General features: G+C 47.5%; 19 protein-coding genes. 9 read left to right on the forward strand and 10 right to left on the reverse strand.

All coding sequences use genetic code 11. From position 1 onward, the window contains the following. Positions 1–11: 11 nt before the first annotated feature. The 4 genes from tldD (at position 12) to MSED_RS10285 (ending at position 4,365) form a co-directional block, all read left to right on the forward strand. Positions 12–1,355, forward strand: coding sequence for a zinc metalloprotease TldD (gene tldD / locus MSED_RS10270; RefSeq protein ID WP_187146800.1), 1,344 nt, complete (start codon positions 12–14; stop codon positions 1,353–1,355). After that, positions 1,348–2,601 (forward strand): TldD/PmbA family protein, encoded by a 1,254-nt coding sequence (locus MSED_RS10275; protein ID WP_012021934.1) that lies wholly within the window; start codon positions 1,348–1,350, stop codon positions 2,599–2,601. Before tldD ends, MSED_RS10275 begins: the two co-directional genes overlap by 8 nt. 74 nt (positions 2,602–2,675) lie before the next feature. Continuing rightward, the gene (locus MSED_RS10280; RefSeq protein WP_012021935.1) at positions 2,676–3,101 is read left to right on the forward strand and encodes a universal stress protein; all 426 of its coding nucleotides are present in this window, start codon (positions 2,676–2,678) and stop codon (positions 3,099–3,101) included. A 31-nt stretch (positions 3,102–3,132) separates the two neighbouring features. Beyond that, entirely contained in the window at positions 3,133–4,365 is a 1,233-nt protein-coding gene (locus MSED_RS10285; protein ID WP_012021936.1) for an FAD-dependent oxidoreductase, read from the forward strand. On the opposite strand, the gene MSED_RS10290 is transcribed toward MSED_RS10285, so the two are convergent. Together MSED_RS10290 and MSED_RS10295 are read right to left on the reverse strand one after the other, a co-directional pair. Beyond that, positions 4,345–5,028 carry a biotin--[acetyl-CoA-carboxylase] ligase gene (locus MSED_RS10290; RefSeq protein ID WP_012021937.1) on the reverse strand — a complete coding sequence of 228 codons (684 nt, stop codon included), beginning with the start codon at positions 5,026–5,028 and terminating at the stop codon, positions 4,345–4,347. The genes MSED_RS10285 and MSED_RS10290 overlap by 21 nt on opposite strands. Continuing rightward, positions 5,015–6,067, reverse strand: coding sequence for an L-threonylcarbamoyladenylate synthase (locus tag MSED_RS10295; RefSeq protein ID WP_012021938.1), 1,053 nt, complete (start codon positions 6,065–6,067; stop codon positions 5,015–5,017). Before MSED_RS10295 ends, MSED_RS10290 begins: the two co-directional genes overlap by 14 nt. A gap of 269 nt (positions 6,068–6,336) precedes the next feature. On the opposite strand from MSED_RS10295, the gene MSED_RS10300 reads away from it, so the two are divergent. Continuing rightward, entirely contained in the window at positions 6,337–6,849 is a 513-nt protein-coding gene (locus MSED_RS10300; RefSeq protein ID WP_012021939.1) for an NADH-quinone oxidoreductase subunit B, read from the forward strand. On the opposite strand, the gene MSED_RS10305 is transcribed toward MSED_RS10300, so the two are convergent. Genes MSED_RS10305 through MSED_RS10325 form a run of 5 tightly spaced genes read right to left on the reverse strand, consistent with a single transcriptional unit; the run spans position 6,828 to position 10,344 of the window. After that, on the reverse strand, positions 6,828–8,015 hold the full coding sequence (locus tag MSED_RS10305; protein ID WP_012021940.1) for a glycerate 2-kinase: 1,188 nt from the start codon (positions 8,013–8,015) through the stop codon (positions 6,828–6,830). The genes MSED_RS10300 and MSED_RS10305 overlap by 22 nt on opposite strands. Next, positions 7,936–9,108, reverse strand: a complete 1,173-nt coding sequence (locus tag MSED_RS10310; protein WP_012021941.1) for an MFS transporter — start codon at positions 9,106–9,108, stop codon at positions 7,936–7,938. Before MSED_RS10310 ends, MSED_RS10305 begins: the two co-directional genes overlap by 80 nt. Continuing rightward, the gene (locus tag MSED_RS10315) at positions 9,105–9,443 is read right to left on the reverse strand and encodes a hypothetical protein (RefSeq protein ID WP_012021942.1); all 339 of its coding nucleotides are present in this window, start codon (positions 9,441–9,443) and stop codon (positions 9,105–9,107) included. The genes MSED_RS10310 and MSED_RS10315 overlap by 4 nt, the downstream gene beginning before the upstream one ends. Next, on the reverse strand, positions 9,430–10,071 hold the full coding sequence (locus tag MSED_RS10320) for a metal-dependent transcriptional regulator (protein WP_012021943.1): 642 nt from the start codon (positions 10,069–10,071) through the stop codon (positions 9,430–9,432). The genes MSED_RS10315 and MSED_RS10320 overlap by 14 nt, the downstream gene beginning before the upstream one ends. A 12-nt stretch (positions 10,072–10,083) precedes the next feature. Then, positions 10,084–10,344: a hypothetical protein gene (locus tag MSED_RS10325; protein WP_012021944.1), complete on the reverse strand. Its 261-nt coding sequence runs from the start codon at positions 10,342–10,344 to the stop codon at positions 10,084–10,086. Between the two features lie 89 nt (positions 10,345–10,433). On the opposite strand from MSED_RS10325, the gene MSED_RS10330 reads away from it, so the two are divergent. Both MSED_RS10330 and MSED_RS10335 read left to right on the forward strand, forming a co-directional pair. Continuing rightward, positions 10,434–10,859 carry a hypothetical protein gene (locus tag MSED_RS10330; RefSeq protein ID WP_012021945.1) on the forward strand — a complete coding sequence of 142 codons (426 nt, stop codon included), beginning with the start codon at positions 10,434–10,436 and terminating at the stop codon, positions 10,857–10,859. Next, positions 10,835–11,236, forward strand: coding sequence for a hypothetical protein (locus MSED_RS10335; protein WP_012021946.1), 402 nt, complete (start codon positions 10,835–10,837; stop codon positions 11,234–11,236). Before MSED_RS10330 ends, MSED_RS10335 begins: the two co-directional genes overlap by 25 nt. A gap of 1 nt (position 11,237) precedes the next feature. Here the strand turns inward: MSED_RS10335 and MSED_RS10340 are convergent, their stop codons facing one another. Genes MSED_RS10340 through mobB form a run of 3 tightly spaced genes read right to left on the reverse strand, consistent with a single transcriptional unit; the run spans position 11,238 to position 13,120 of the window. Next, positions 11,238–11,930 (reverse strand): class I SAM-dependent methyltransferase, encoded by a 693-nt coding sequence (locus MSED_RS10340; RefSeq protein ID WP_012021947.1) that lies wholly within the window; start codon positions 11,928–11,930, stop codon positions 11,238–11,240. A 1-nt stretch (position 11,931) separates the two neighbouring features. Next, entirely contained in the window at positions 11,932–12,615 is a 684-nt protein-coding gene (locus tag MSED_RS10345; protein WP_225938833.1) for a CBS domain-containing protein, read from the reverse strand. Positions 12,616–12,634: 19 nt separating this feature from the next. Continuing rightward, a complete protein-coding gene (mobB, locus tag MSED_RS10350; protein ID WP_012021949.1) occupies positions 12,635–13,120 on the reverse strand; it encodes a molybdopterin-guanine dinucleotide biosynthesis protein B in 486 nt (161 codons plus the stop codon). 28 nt (positions 13,121–13,148) lie between these two features. Here mobB and MSED_RS10355 point away from each other — a divergent pair, with 28 nt between their 5' ends. Both MSED_RS10355 and mobA read left to right on the forward strand, forming a co-directional pair. Continuing rightward, positions 13,149–14,309, forward strand: a complete 1,161-nt coding sequence (locus MSED_RS10355) for a molybdopterin molybdotransferase MoeA (protein ID WP_012021950.1) — start codon at positions 13,149–13,151, stop codon at positions 14,307–14,309. Further along, positions 14,290–14,886 carry a molybdenum cofactor guanylyltransferase gene (gene mobA / locus MSED_RS10360; protein ID WP_012021951.1) on the forward strand — a complete coding sequence of 199 codons (597 nt, stop codon included), beginning with the start codon at positions 14,290–14,292 and terminating at the stop codon, positions 14,884–14,886. The genes MSED_RS10355 and mobA overlap by 20 nt, the downstream gene beginning before the upstream one ends. Positions 14,887–15,071: the final 185 nt, after the last annotated feature.

The following is a 15,071-nucleotide window of genomic DNA, read 5'->3' on the forward strand; positions in this document are numbered from 1 at the left end:
AGGAGGTTTATATCTTGCATGAACTTTTGAAGAAGAGCGAGGAGCTTGGGGCTACCTTTTCCGACCTGAGACTTTACGACGTGGATGAGCTGAGCTTGTTCGCCAGCGAAACCACGAGGCAAGTAACCTCGATGGGTAAGGACAAGGGAGGTTCCCTCAGGGTGTTGGTATCGGGCAACTGGGGTTACGCTCACTTCACGAAGATTGACCAAGAAACCGTTAAGACTGCTGTAGAGTCTGCCTACGGAGATGAAAAGGTCAACATAGTCATGCTTCCTCCCCTGCATGACAAGGTTGTGATAAAGCCTAAGAAACCCTTGACCAAGTCGCCTGAGGAAATAATGGGCGACATGATTAAGCTAAGGGATGACATCATGAGAGCTGACCCAAGGATAAGGAGCATCAACGTTAGGTTCACCGCCTCAAGAATACACAAGGAGTACTACAGCTCGGAGGACAGGGAAATCGTCCTGGAATACGAGTTAAGCAACATTTCCGTGAGGGCAATAGCCAGGGAGGGAGACGTTGTGGCTTCTGCCAGCACCTCCATGGCGACTTACCTAGGTTATCCCTTGGAGGTCTTCGACCCCAACGAGATAGTGGAGACCATCAAAAGGAGAATAGGAAATCAGCTCAGGGGTAAGGTTCCGAGGGGAGGCGACGCTGAAGTTGTGCTGGCCCCCGATGTTGTTGGGGTATTCTCCCATGAGGCCCTGGGACATCTCTCGGAGGCAGACCTAGCAATAAACGGTATTCTCGGCAACTTGAGAGGGAAAAAGATAGCGGAGGAATTCGTCACCGTTGTGGACTCGGGCAAGTCAGAGTATCCAATGGCCCATGGCGTGGTGCCCTACGACGACGAGGGTGTGGAATCGAGGGATGTGAAGATCGTGGATAGGGGAATTGTATCGGAGTTTCTGGTGGACAGGTACTACTCCGCATATCTGGGAGAGAGGCCCACTGGCAACGCCAGGGCTGAGGACTTCAGGAGTCCCATGCTAATAAGGATGAGAAACACATACATGATGCCCGGAGATTGGAACAAGGAGGAATTGATACGCGAGATCAAGGATGGGTATCTCCTGGTTTCACCGTTGGGTGGACAAACTAGCCCAGACGGAACTTTCCAGTTCGGAATTCAGGAAGGCTATAGGATAGAGAAAGGAGAGGTCACGGAACCTCTTAGGAATGTTGGGATCTCTGGCTACACACTTGAGACGTTAGGTAGAATAAGTGCAGTCTCAAAGGACTTTGGGATGTGGCCTGGCTACTGTGGTAAAGGTGGACAAAGCGTTCCTGTAGGGACTGGAGGTCCCTACATCAAGGTTAAGGTTAAGGTGGGAGGAAATGAGTGACCCATTCAAGTTAGTTGAAAAGGCTAAGAGCCTAGGTTACGCATGCGAGGTATACTACGTAGAGAGGTGGGAGTACAACCTGGCCAAGGAGAAGCAGTACCACTCCAGTAACGTGAAGGAGAGAGGTTATGGCGTTAGGGTCTTCAAGGATGGAAAAGTTGGTTTCGCGTTCAGCACTGAGTTGAGTGACGAAATCCTTGATAGGGCTGTGTCAGTGCTTAAGGTATCAGAGACGGATCAGAATAATGAAATACCTCCTACCAGCAAACCGTCGTTACTTCAGCTTAATCGCAGGGAGGATCTAGTGGAACCAGCAAAGGAGACTTTGAAGTCGCTGGAGGAATTGCAGGAAAAGGTTAACGTCGTGGGAATCTACGCCTCAGCTACCAGGGTGAAGGTTGGAGTCGTCAACACCGAAGGTTTAGATGTGAGCGAGATTAGGTCATCTGCCTATGCGGGGGTCACCGCAAACTACAAGGATAAGGTTCTAGTCACCCCTGAGATTTACGAGTCTAGGTCAGGGAGATCCTTCAAGGAAATACAACTTGAAGAACTCAAGGACACTGTCGTGGAAAAGGTTAACATCACCAAGTCCAGGGTAAAACTTCAGGAGAAACCCAAGAGGGTTATCCTAGATACTAAGGCCATCTCAGAGTTATTCCACCCGCTCCTGTCCTACTCGGTGAACGGGGAGAACGTGTTCAGGAAAAGATCTCCTCTCGACCTTGGACAGACGTACGGAAAAATAACGGTGGTGGACAACCCAAGGGACGAAAGATCGGAGTTGAGCAGGTCCTTTGATGGGGAGGGTCAAGCAACGTCGCAGAAGGTACTAATGGAGAGGGGTGTCTTCCGAGGGGTACTTACGAACTGGTACTGGTCGAAGAAAATGGGAGTTACCAACTCAGCTTCTGCCGTTAGATCCTACATGTCTGTGCCAAGCATTGGAACTTCCCTAGTTCAAATATTCTGTGACGAGAAACAGGACGTAGAGGACAATGATCTAGTTGTGGATCAGGTACAGGGAGTGCATACTAGCAACTGGGACACAGGGGAATTTGGAGTTGTGGCTCCCGTGGCTTGGATCTCAAGGAAGGGAGAGAAGGTTGGTGTTAGGGAAGTGGTTCTATCTGGAGACTTCAGGACACTACTGAAGGGAATAAGGGGAGAGACGGGCTCTCGTAAGCGAGTCTGGTCAGTTGAGTCCGCGGACCTTGTCATCGAGGGACTAACCGTTGTCACTTAACACTGTTAACAGGTGGACAGGTACCGAAAATCGCGAAGATTTAAAAGATACCTTTCCTATTTTTAGCTGAGAATATGTTTAAACATATTTTAGTTGCATTTGATGGGTCCGAGAACGCCAAGAGGGCCCTAAATGTAGCGGTAGATCTTTCAAAGAAGTACGAAGCAAAACTGGACGTGGTGGAAGTGGTAGATACTTCGGTGCTCCTTGGTGCGGGCATAGGTCCAGTGCCACCTGATGTAATAGAGTCCCTCTATAACAAGGCTAGGGCTGATATAGAGTCGGCAAAGAAGATAGCGGATCAGGCAGGAGTTAAGGCTGAAGGCGTAATAGTTGAGGGAGATCCTGCCACAGCGATCATGGATTATGCCTCCAAGAACGGAGTTGATCTCATAGTTACTGGTAGCAGGGGTTTATCCACGATCAAGAGGATGTTCCTAGGTAGTGTGTCCTCTAGGATAATCCACGAGGCTAAGATGCCTGTACTCGTGGTAAAGTAAACCTTTATTTGCGTTTTTGTTCAATTCTATCATGAAGTTAACCGTAGTTGGTTCTGGTCCCGCTGGACTTTACTCAGCTTTAACTGCCTCAGAGCAAGGGGCTAAGGTCACCCTGGTAGATAGGTCAGAGAAGCTCGGTGGTACATGTGTGCTTTTTGGTTGTATACCTTCTAAGGCAATGATGTCACCACTCTTCCTGAGCTACGCCTCTCAGAAATACGGTAAGTCCGTGGAATTCTCCTACTCAGAACTGGAGGAATTTGCAAGGTCGGTTGTCCAAAGGGTTAGTAAGGGTGTAGAGTACATGTTAGAGTCTGCAGGAGTAGAGGTTGTGAAAGGAGAGGCGAAATTAAACTCAGGGAAAATAGAGGTGAGTGGACAAATCCTAGAGTCAGACTCTGTAATTGTGGCCACAGGGACTGAGAAACCACAGATTCCTGGAACCATAGCCTCTGATGACCTTCACTTCCTGGACAGGGAATTCAACACTGTTCTCTTGGTTGGTGGGGGGGTCGGAGGGGTAGAGTACGGATGGTTGCTCCACCTAGCTAAAAAGAAGGTAACCATAGTTGAGAGGGAGGACCTTCTTCTTCCAGGCCATGACAGGGATCTAAGGGCAAGTGTGACTTCCCATTTCAAGAGACTAGGGATAGACGTCAGGACTAACTCTGTCGCTGAGATCTCAGACAAGGTGAAAATAAATGGAGGCCTTGAAGACTTTGACCTGGTTGTATTCACCTTCGGTCGCAAGCCTGCAGTGAAGGGATTCGAGAACCTGGTTGGGAACAAGTGGATAGGCGTAAACGAGTACATGGAAACCAAGATCAACCACGTTTATGCTGCAGGAGACGTTACGGGAACATTCACAGCACATGAGGCAATACACAAGGGCATAATTGCTGGATTAAATGCTACTGGGACTAGGAGGAGCTACAGGGGTGAGGGTGTACCCAAGGTGCTTTACACCCATCCAGAGATAGCTTACGTTGGAAATACTGACGGAAAATGCGTCAAGCTTTCCATGGCGGAAGTGGTGAGGGCTGTAGCCGAGAGGTCCACAGAGGGTTTTATCAAGGTCTGCGTTAATGAAGACGGAACGTTGAGAGGTGGAGTGGCCTTTGGCGAGAGGGCGGAGGACATAGTTTCGACACTTTCCCTTCTAATACAACTCCACGTGAAGGTTCAGGACGCTAAAGAGTTAATGTTTCCACATCCATCCTATCTGGAGGGCCTATGGGAAGCTTTACGTCGTCTCAAGCCTTAGTACCTCTTCTACCTCAAAAATTCCGCACTCTGTAACAAGTCTTCCAAATTTGTCCACGAAGAGCGCCTTACACCTCTTTTCCCAGTCTCTTCCCTTCAGGTTCACTTCCTTATCCATGATCGATAAATTCTCATTTAGCTCCCTCATAACGTCGTCCTGGGCCTTGCCTAAATACTCCGCTATCTTGTCAAGGATCTCCATGAGAAGAGAGTCGTTATCCACATCCCTGCCCAACTCCAGCTTCAGTGAGGTGGCACTTATTCCCTGGGGAAAGGAGACGACGTTCGTGTTAACCCCAAATCCAATGAAACCTGTACTCCTCTCCCCAACAGTTATGGCTTCAAGCAAAACTCCTGAAACCTTTTTGTGATTAATCACGATATCGTTGGGCCACCTGATCTTGGCGTCAACCATCTTTGAGAGGATGCTCCTTATGGCGAGAGCCACCTTGAGGGTTGAGATTCCTATCTCCTCAACGTTAAAGTTCTTGACAACGTAGGTTACCCAGAGCCCTCCCCTCGGGGAGTACCATTCCCTGCCATATCTCCCCCTTGCCTTGGTCTGCTCCTTTGCAACTACCACAAAGTCACCATCGATCATTTCGCTGACCGCTTCAGCGAAATCCTGTGTCGAGGTAACTCTGTCCAGTTTAACTATCTGCAAGCTTGTCAGCCTCCTCCACGGAATGTATTATCATGTGAGCTGAGGCCTTTTTTGCCCTATTCATGATGGCCAACCCAATCCCCCTTTCAGGAAACGGCTCCATGACACCTAGATCCACGTCTAGGGTATCAAGTTGCCTAAAGGACTTAAACAGGTTCTTTGCAACAGTGTACAGGTTCTCGCTAGTTCCCAGGATTATCTTGGGCTCATCCACGTCAGCGCAAGTTTCCTGGGAGCAGAGAGCAGCTACCTTTTTCTTTTGCCTTAGCCTTTTTACAACTTCCTTGAAGATTGACTTTTTCTCCACTAGGTAGAGGGGTTTACTCGGCGCATAATGCTTGTATTTCATTCCGGGAGCTAAAGCTACGTTGAATTGCCCACCCTCTGCAACCTCCTTTGGAACGACGACCTCACCTAGAAGAGAGTTGAGTTCCTCTACAGTGAAGGGTCCAGGTCTTAGGAGAACAGGAGGGGATACGGTAAGGTTTATGATAGTGGATTCGACCCCGAAAAAGGTCTCTCCCCCGTCAATAACAACATCCACTGAACCGTCAAGGTCCTGGATGACGTGCTCCGCAAGGGTTGGACTAGGTTTTGTGGCCAGGTTGGCGCTTGGGGCGGCAATGGGCACACCGCTCTCTCTGATTAGTTGAAGGGCGATTGGGTGTGCTGGCATCCTAACGGCGACGGTATCGAGGCCCCCCGTAGTTTCTAGAGGTACCCTTGGGTTCCTTTTGAGAATGAAGGTGAGCGGACCCGGCCAGACCCGCTGGGCTAAATCTAAAACCTCTGGAGGAACGTCCACACTAACCTCTTCCAGTTGACTTAGGTCAGCTATATGAACTATGAGAGGATTGTCCATTGGCCTCCTCTTAGCCTTAAACACTTTCTCGGCCGCCTTCGGATCTAGGGCATTACCACCTAGGCCGTACACTGTTTCGGTGGGAAAAGCAACTAGACCCCCAGACCTAATAACTTCAGCGGCCTTCCTTATCAACTCTATTTCTGGATTAAGTGGATCTATCTTCAGCACAATCATTTAGACTTTTATGGATGGGTTTCGTTTTTATGTTTGAGTGATGAGGAACCTCCGAGGCTAATTGATGGCATAGGCGCTCTTTACTGAACCCTTGATCGATGATAGATGAGGTGATCTCTGAAAAGTGATGAGAGAAATATAATCGTATTTCCAAGACATAAGATAGGTCTAAAGAAATTTAAAAACTAAGAATTAAATTTGGTCACTATTTTCAACTTCTAAAATAGAATACTTATTAGGACCCAACACCACATCTATCGTGATCAACAATGAGCGATCAATTACTTCTTACCGGAAACTTAGAGGAATCGGCTCGAAAGGCCGCGCAGTGGTTACTCAACAGAAAGCCAGTTAAGACCCTAAGGGATTGGGGAATAGCATTCTCGCTGTGGCCTCCACACTTCACCACCAGTTGTTGTGGAACCGAATTTGGAGCGTTTGCAGCTGCGAGGTTCGACGCTGAAAGATTTGGAATGCTTCCCTTCGCTTCCTCCCGTCAATCCAATATCCTTACCATAGAGGGAACACTAACCAGAAAGATGGCCAGGGCAGCAAGGATAGTTTACGATCAAATGCCCGAGCCCAAGTACGTAATTGCGCTAGGTGCCTGTATATTGGAAGGAGGAATATTCTGGAACTCCTACAACACGGTCCTTCCCTCTGATGTGGGTATACCCGTTGATCTATACTTACCTGGATGTCCCACAAGGCCCGAGGCAATAGCTAGGGGCCTTCTAATGCTTCAAAAGAAGATTAGGACTCAAGGAGCTATAAGGACATAAACGTTGTTTACGTTAGTCCCCGTGGGGCCCGTTTTAATTACTGCCCCAATTCTCTCAAGCAACTCGTAGGAAGAGTGAGTTTCTAAGGCTTTCCTTATCTCCCTCTTTGGTACGTCCATTCCTCCCGAAACCACACATCCAGCGTATTCGCTGTTACCATCAATACCGTCAGTAGCTACGGCGTACAGGGTAACGTTGGTGACCTTCACCCACTCCAGGAAGGACAGGCAAACCTCACCGTTTCTTCCGCCCTTGCCTGCAGGACCCCTTACCGTAACCTCAGGTTCACCACCAAGAAGAATTGTGAAGGGTCTCCTAAAGCTCAATTCCCTTGTGTTCACGATGGAGGCTAGTAGGCTTCCCAGGGACCTAGCCTCTCCCCTAACCTCACTGGAGAGGATTACCGCCCCTGGCATATCAGTGAGATCCTTGAGAACGTCGCTCACGCTCTGAATGAGAAACACCCAGGAGTTGCTTAGTTGCTTTGGCGTCTCTTCTAGGTACTGCACTAAATCTAGATTTAGCTGTTCCAAGATCTGCCTAGCCTCGTCCACCGTTGAGGGATCTTGAATTGTGGGTCCGCTCCCCACAACGGATAAATCGTTTCCAGGGACATCACTTACCACCAGGGTAACTACTTGAGATCTCGCCAAACTAGCTAGTCTGCCTCCCTTAACCCTGGAAAGATGCTTCCTGACAGTGTTAATCTCATCTATCCCTAGCCCTGAGGTCACCAGTTTCTTCATGGTCTCCACATAGAGTTGAGCAGGAGGTATTGGATCCTCCATCAATGATGAGGCTCCCCCTGACAGGAGAAATATAACTAGGTCGTAGTCCCACGTCATGAGGGCTTCCCTTACCAATTTTCCAGCCCTGAAGCTCTCATCGTCTGGATACGGATGAGACGAATGTATTATCTGGGCGTGGCCCTCAACCGTAAGATTGTCCCCCTTTGGTTTAACAACTATTGCCTCGTAGTTGCTTAGCTTCTCCAGGAAGAAGTTGGCCATCTTTACGGAGGCCTTCCCTACGGAAATAACAAGGGGTTTTGAAAACTGAAACCTTGAGCCCTCCACGACCAGCTCGTTATTTCTTACCTGAACTTTCCTCTCTAACGCCTGCCTCGGATCCGAGAGCCTTAGTATCCTGTCTATTACTTGGTCCACGGTACACCATGAGAATCCCCAAGGTTAAAAGGGATAGTCCCAACACAAGGACAGGGAACCTGGTCCCGGTTACACTGACGATGAACGAATAAGAAAGCGCAACGACAGACGCCACAAAGGAAGATATGGTGGTGATCAATCCCCACGTTCTCCCCATCAGATTATTGGACACCCTAAGCCTGAGATCTGATCTGATTGAAATGGACTGAATAGAGCTCAGGATTCCCCTTAGAACTAGGAGGACATAAACTAAGTATAATGGGGAAAGACTAATCGCCACCAGGACCAACCCAAGTAGCAGGGAACCTGTCCTAGCCCATATTCCGATAGAGTTCTCCCTTATCCTCTCACCAGTTAGGATTGCCCCCATTCCGTTACCCAGCGTAGTGAGCAGGCTCACCAATGCAAGGGAAGGCTCCACAGAGGACACCACAAAAACTAAGCTATTCATCATTACTGGGATTACGTCCAGGAACGAGAAAACTAGGATCGGATAAATTATCAGGCTAACGGGAATCCTCCCCTTAGGTTCGTCTTTCCTGGCCTTTACCCTCACATTCCCTATAAAGAACACAGTGAACAGTCTCATGACTGACGCAATCGAGAGGAAAGCCGTGATGCCCAGAACTGGGTAGGATAGACTGACAAGTCCTCCCACAACGGAGGATATTGAGATCGTGAGTGAATTAAGTGAGGTACCCCCAAGAACTTGCCTTTTCTCCATCACTGACTGCACAAGACCTGCAGAGAGTGGGCCGTTGAGCGACGTAAGCAAGTTGAAACCTACGTAAGAAAAGGGGGTCAGCTTCAAACTGAGAATGGGCAAGAGTATGAGCACAGCCTGGGACAACCTGGTTAGCATTAGGGCCTTCCTTCTGTCAAGCGAGTCGCTCAAGTACCCTGACGGAAGGCGAATTAAGGCCCCAACTAACATGGTCACTCCGACCACGAGAGAATAGAAGGAAGGGGACACAAGCAAAAGGATGTAGGCTGATATTACGTTGAACATTATTCCAGAGATGTGTGAAAGGGAGATTGAGGCCCAATAGAACCTGAAACTTCTGTTCTCACCTAGTATCTTGCCTAGCCTCAACCCTTCTTCAACTCCTTATAGAGCTGAGAAGCTACTCTCCTTCCCTCCTTGCTAAGGTCGTAATATATCCCCTTTGGCTTGGTCCCCATCTCCTTTGCTTTAACCTTCAACCACGGCTTCACTGAGGACGTGACTGACCTCTTTAGAGAACCCTGAAACCTCACCAGATAACCCAGTTTCTCAAGTTCCATGCACTCTTTCTCCAGTACGTCTGGATCATATTTGGGAGCCCATCCGCTCTCTCCCATTAGGCGTCTAGCCATATACCAAGGGTTATCGGGCCCGAACTTGTAAATATGTGCCAGGATAAGCTTCTGAAGCTCACTGAGCTCCACGGACTATCACCTGCTCTGCAAGAGATCGGGGAACCTTATTTTCCTTGTTATTTATCTGGACTTTCACTTCCCCATTGAGGTTATCCAGTACCACGATGTTCCTCCCTGGTAGAAGGCCTAGGGAGTCAGCCATTCTCAATATCCACTCTTTCTCCTTAACTATCATGATCACGGTGTATTCTCCAGGTTTTGTCTCGGTAAGTGGAACGCCCTCCACTCGATCTTCCCTCCCAGGGATAGGGTGCCCGTGGGGACAGGTCTTGGGATGACCCACCACCTCATCTATCTTGTCAAGAACATCCTCAGGCCATATGTGTTCTAGCCTATGTGCCAGTTCGTGCGCCCTAATCCAGTCCAGGCCCACTATATCTGTGAGGAGCCTCTCGGAGAGGCGGTGTGACCTTATTAACCTAATTGCGAGTCTCTTTCCGTCCTCGGTAAGCTTTATCCTCCTTGATTTCCTGTCTATGAAACCAAGGGACTCCAGCCTGTCCAATGCCTTACTAATTGTGCCTGGGGAAATCGAGAATGCGTCGATCAGGTCAACAACCTTAGCGTGACCCTTTGTTTCCTCCAGCTCATAGATCTCCTTTAGGTAATTTTCCAGTGGCTCCGATAATTCAGACATACGATCTATTTTTCACGCCTTAATTTTAGTCTTTATACTTTCGATAAGTCTCGTAACAGACTCTTCCTTTGCGAAGACCTCAATATGGGCATTAAACTTTCCCATAATTCCCTGGTCCTTGAGGTAGGCCTTCACGTTATTTATGACCTCGTCTACCGCAGAAGAAATATGATCGTGGAGGCCCGTCTTGGATACGCCATCAGGAACCTCCACGTTATCAACTTTCACAATAGCATAGAATTTCTTACTATCTCCCGTCAATGGGATCGCCAAAATAAATAGAGTAGTACGTTGGTAAAAAGATTGAGGTACGAAATTCGAATCAACAAAAATATTTAAGCGTGAGGACTAACAATTCTTTGATGTTCAAGGTAATTTTTAGAGTTACAAGCGAGAGAAGGGATACTGCGGGACTAGCCGGAATAAAAAGGGCTGGATTCATACCCTGCATGTCCAAGAGAAACGGAAATGAGGAGATATATGCAACGGTTTATAGAACGAACGACATGGAGGAGTTGAGGGAGGCGATCACTGAGGCTGCCTTTTTCCTGGAGAAAGCGGGAAGGAAGGGAGGACAAAACTTCGCCACCGTTTTCAAGGTTAACGACAGTTACCTGGGCAAGGGTATAGGCGGAGTTCTAGGTGCATCACTGGGACTTAAACTAGGCGGAATTCCCGGTCTCTTTATTGGGGCGCTGGGAGGTCTCCTCCTAGGGGAGGTTTTTGACATAGAGTTAAATGAGACCTACGCAGGTGTATACACATGGCCAATGTCGATAGGACAGTAACCAAGAGAATAGTGAGCATCCTAATAGGTTCAATGATGTTTTTCTCCTCGGTTTACCTTGTGGATAAGGTACCGTTCAACCTCTTTGAAATGATCGCGACCTTCAATCCATACATCCTCTATTATGTAGGTCTGATACTGGGAGCAGAGAGAATAATCTTTGGTATAACTAACAACAAGAGACTATATTACCTGCTCATGGGAGAGGGTGATCTAGCTGCCTACGTGGTGTTTAGCATGTTCTTCTTTGGCATATTCATGGGTCTATACATAGGGATATACGCGCTTTTCCTTCAAGGATTACTTGTAAAAATTGCTGAAGTCGTTAATGGGATATCTTACGTGCTTTTCGCGATCGCACTGTGGTCCTTGCCCTAAACTAGCTTTTTACACAATTTATGAGAGACCAAGGTCCCATCTGTCTAACGCTTGTTGTCTTGAGGTTAAACCTCTCTGAAATAGATACGTAATACGTTTCAGGCCTCAACTCTAGTTTCCACCATCTCGAGAGAACATTAGCTATCATCCCTCTCTTAGTGAGAACGCCCATGGAACATCTTCCGCCCCTTTTGAGGACCCTGGAGATCTCTGAAATTGGCTTCGATGGATCAGGAAACATGTGAACCACAAACATAGATGTAGCCCCATCAAAGGATTCGTCGGCAAAGGGGAGAGACATTGCATCACCTCTCACCGCAGTCACCCTAGATCTTTTCCGCTTGAGTATAGCTAGAAATCTCATGGAAATGTCAAGTCCGTAACACTGCTCACACTTTACGTAATCAAAGATCTTACCAGGACCTGTGCCCACGTCCAAAAATTCCTTTCCAGAGGAGTGGGAGGCCGCATCCTTAAGCACAGACGAGTAACTTGTTCTACCCGTTATCAAGAATCCTAGGGGAGCCCAGATATCTTCATATAGCGGTGCAACTTTCTCTAGAATATCGTTGCTCTTGGGCTCCTCTTGAAGAAAGTCGTAAACGCCATTAATCAACCTATAAATGTGACCCCTGGGGCATCTAAGATCATCTGACAACGGAAGTCTATCCAGTGGGCAAACAAAGGAAACCATGTTAAACCTTCATTGAGTACACATAAATATGCTTGATAAGATCCTTAAGTGTAACAATATATAAACTGTGATCCACGGAAAAGACCAGACTTCCAACTCCCTTTTGCATCATGAGCTCCACACCTTCCCTTAAACTAAGATTAGAGTCACCCTTAACCAGGTAGGGAACCATAACCTGCTTCACCTCTTCCTGTAAGGTCAGCTTATCAGAAAATCTGTAAACCACATCCCTTGCAGATATCATTCCCAATGGCTGATCCTCAACAACTGGCAGATGTCTGATGGAGTTCCTAACCATGATCTCAGCAGCAGTTGAGAGCCTTGTGAATCCCTCTACGGTGATAGCTCTCACTGCTAGGTCGAAAATCTTCTCCTCCTCGCCCCATTCGTAACCTCTGACCAAGTCCTTTTCTGTCACTATCTTACCATCAGTTATTACCGCGTCCACAGAGTTCTGCATCATGGCTCTAGCTATCTCAATGGCGTCCGCATTGTTCACTTGAACTATCCTCTTCAACTTCACATTGCTCAGCTTGTCTTCAACCGATCTCTCCAGTATCTGCCTCATTGCCTCATCCACGGTGAATAATCCAACCATCTTGCCATCGCAGGTAACCACTATCCTTCTGATTCTATTAGTTTTCATGAAGAATATTGTGTCGAGAACAGTCGAAGAACAGTCCAATGAAATTATTTCTGAACCCTCAATCAAGAAGTTTTACCTCTTTGATCCCCCATTTTTTCATTAACTTATATAGCGTCATGTACACCATTTTATCTTTTTGTTTAGGAAATACCTCGACTGAGGCTTCGAGCTTACATTGAGACGCCTCCTCTACAATCTCCTTCACTATCCTATCAGCATCAGAGGGGTCGTTCACAACGATTTTTTTGCCCAAATCCCTATTAGCGAATCCCTCCACGAGTACAACGTCTGCCGGGATAAGATCCAAGTAATCTGGGGTTGAACACCTCCAGAGCAACGCACAGTCATTACTGTGTAGTATAGTCACATCTGATCCAGCATTCATGAAGCGTGCAGTATCCTTTCTACTGGGGTTTATCTCGTGATGGGTATGTTTCACTGTAGCCACAGTTAAGCCCCTTCGCTTCAGAGCCGAGACAGCCCTCTCAATTACCAGCGTTTTCCCACTATCCTTCCTTCCCACTATCTGAAAGATGCAATCCATATTAACTAGGAATATCGATGGATTATGAATGCTCATTCCAATCGACGAAGCCAGATCAATCATCAAGAAGATGCCTGTCCTACCTGCCAAGAAGGTGAGGCTAGATCCCATGTCCGCAGTGAGGAAAATCCTCGCGGAGGACGTGTTTGCAGTTAAGGACACGCCGGATAGGGACGTTTCTGCAATGGACGGATTCGCGTTCAGGTTCAGTGATCTCGAGGAGTTGAAGGAACTTAGGATAGCTGGAAAACTTTTCCCTTCCACAAGGGAATTGCCCAAACTCGGAAGAGGAGAGGCCTACTATATCACCACGGGAGCCCCCTTGCCCCTTGGTGCAGATACTGTCGCGAGAGCTGAGATTACCAGGGTTGTGGGCGATACGATTACAGTGAATGGACCAATATTCAAGGGAAAGGACATCCGCCAACGGGGAGAAGACGTGAGGGTGGGAGACCTTTTAATCCCGCGGGGAACTTACCTAACTCCCTACCATTTGCCTATCCTCCTGCAACAGGGTATAGGCGAGGTTGAAGTCTTGGATATTTCCTTCTGTATTTTCGGCAATGGTGACGAAATAGTTCCATGGGGATCTCAGGGAGAGGGAATACCTGACTCCATTGGGCCAACTTTTATGAAACTGCTCGAAAGGTTCGGGCAAACCCACTATCAAGGTATAGCTAGGGACAACCTCGATGATGTAAAAAAGACGCTGTCCAAATGTGTAGCGGGTTTCGACTTCGTCATATCAATAGGCGGATCCTCGGTTGGTGAGCGTGATTTCGTGAAAAGGGCCATCTCCGAGATGGGAAGACTACTCTTTGAGGGGGTCTCAACTAACGTCATAAAGAGGGGAGCCGTGGGGCTTATCTCGGGGAAACCTGTCCTAGTGTTACCTGGTCAGATAGTGTCAGCCATTACAACATTTCACGAGCATGGTCTCCACATACTTACAAGAATGACAGAGACAGAGCTAAGGGAATTTGTGAAGTGTAAGCTAGGGAGTGAGGTTAAGGTAGATCACAAGATGGATTCAACCTACCTAGTTAGGATTGACGGGGACAGGGCTTTCCCCCTCAGGTGGGGTGTGGGATTATACAGCGAGCTCGGAAGGGCTTCAGGCTTCACAATTCTAAAGAGAGGAGTAACGTACAAGGAGGGCGAGGAAGTAATTGTACAGAGATTCCTTTGACGCTGTAATTCTCGCTGGCGGGAATTCCATCAGGTTTGGTACTGACAAGTGTGAGTTTGAAATCGACGGAAAATCCATGTTGAAGAGGGTAGCCGAACTTTTCGAATTACCCATAATAGTCACGGACAAACCGAGGGACATTAAGGGCAAAATTGTACAAGATAACTGGAAAGATGGTCCCCTGAAGGCACTTAAACTTGCTCTGAAGCTGGTTTCCAAGGAGAAGGTTTTCGTGACTGGATGTGATTTTCCCTTCCTATCCAGAGGACTCGTGGAAATTCTCTGCTCGAAGCAGGAACATGTGGCTACCACTCTCACGTGCGGTAAAATTCAACCTCTACTATCATGCTATTCTCTTGACTACCTTAAGACCCATATTGATAATTTCAAATCCATGACTGATCTACTAATAAACTCCCCGTCCGTCTACATAGCAGGACTCAGGGAAATCACAATGATAGACCCGCATCTTAGGACTCTCCTCAACGTCAACAGAGTAAGTGATCTCTGGAAAACCCAAAGGGGCTTCTGGAACACTAGAATATGGAATAATACCACGAGATTATTTGTTCTATAGCTAAAGAACAAGGTGAGATGATGAAAACCTCCGTAAGATTTGATAATGCTCTAGCTAGAGAAAATTAAAGAGAATTTCATCAAATATGATGATAAATAGTAGAGATGAGCATAGAAATCCCTATCTTGACTAAACATATATCAGAATAATCCTTTCGAGTTTACGTTAGTTTTTAGAATGGCGTA

Origin of the sequence: Metallosphaera sedula DSM 5348 (genome assembly GCF_000016605.1) — an archaeon.
In the GTDB taxonomy this organism is placed as follows: Archaea; Thermoproteota; Thermoprotei_A; order Sulfolobales; family Sulfolobaceae; genus Metallosphaera; species Metallosphaera sedula.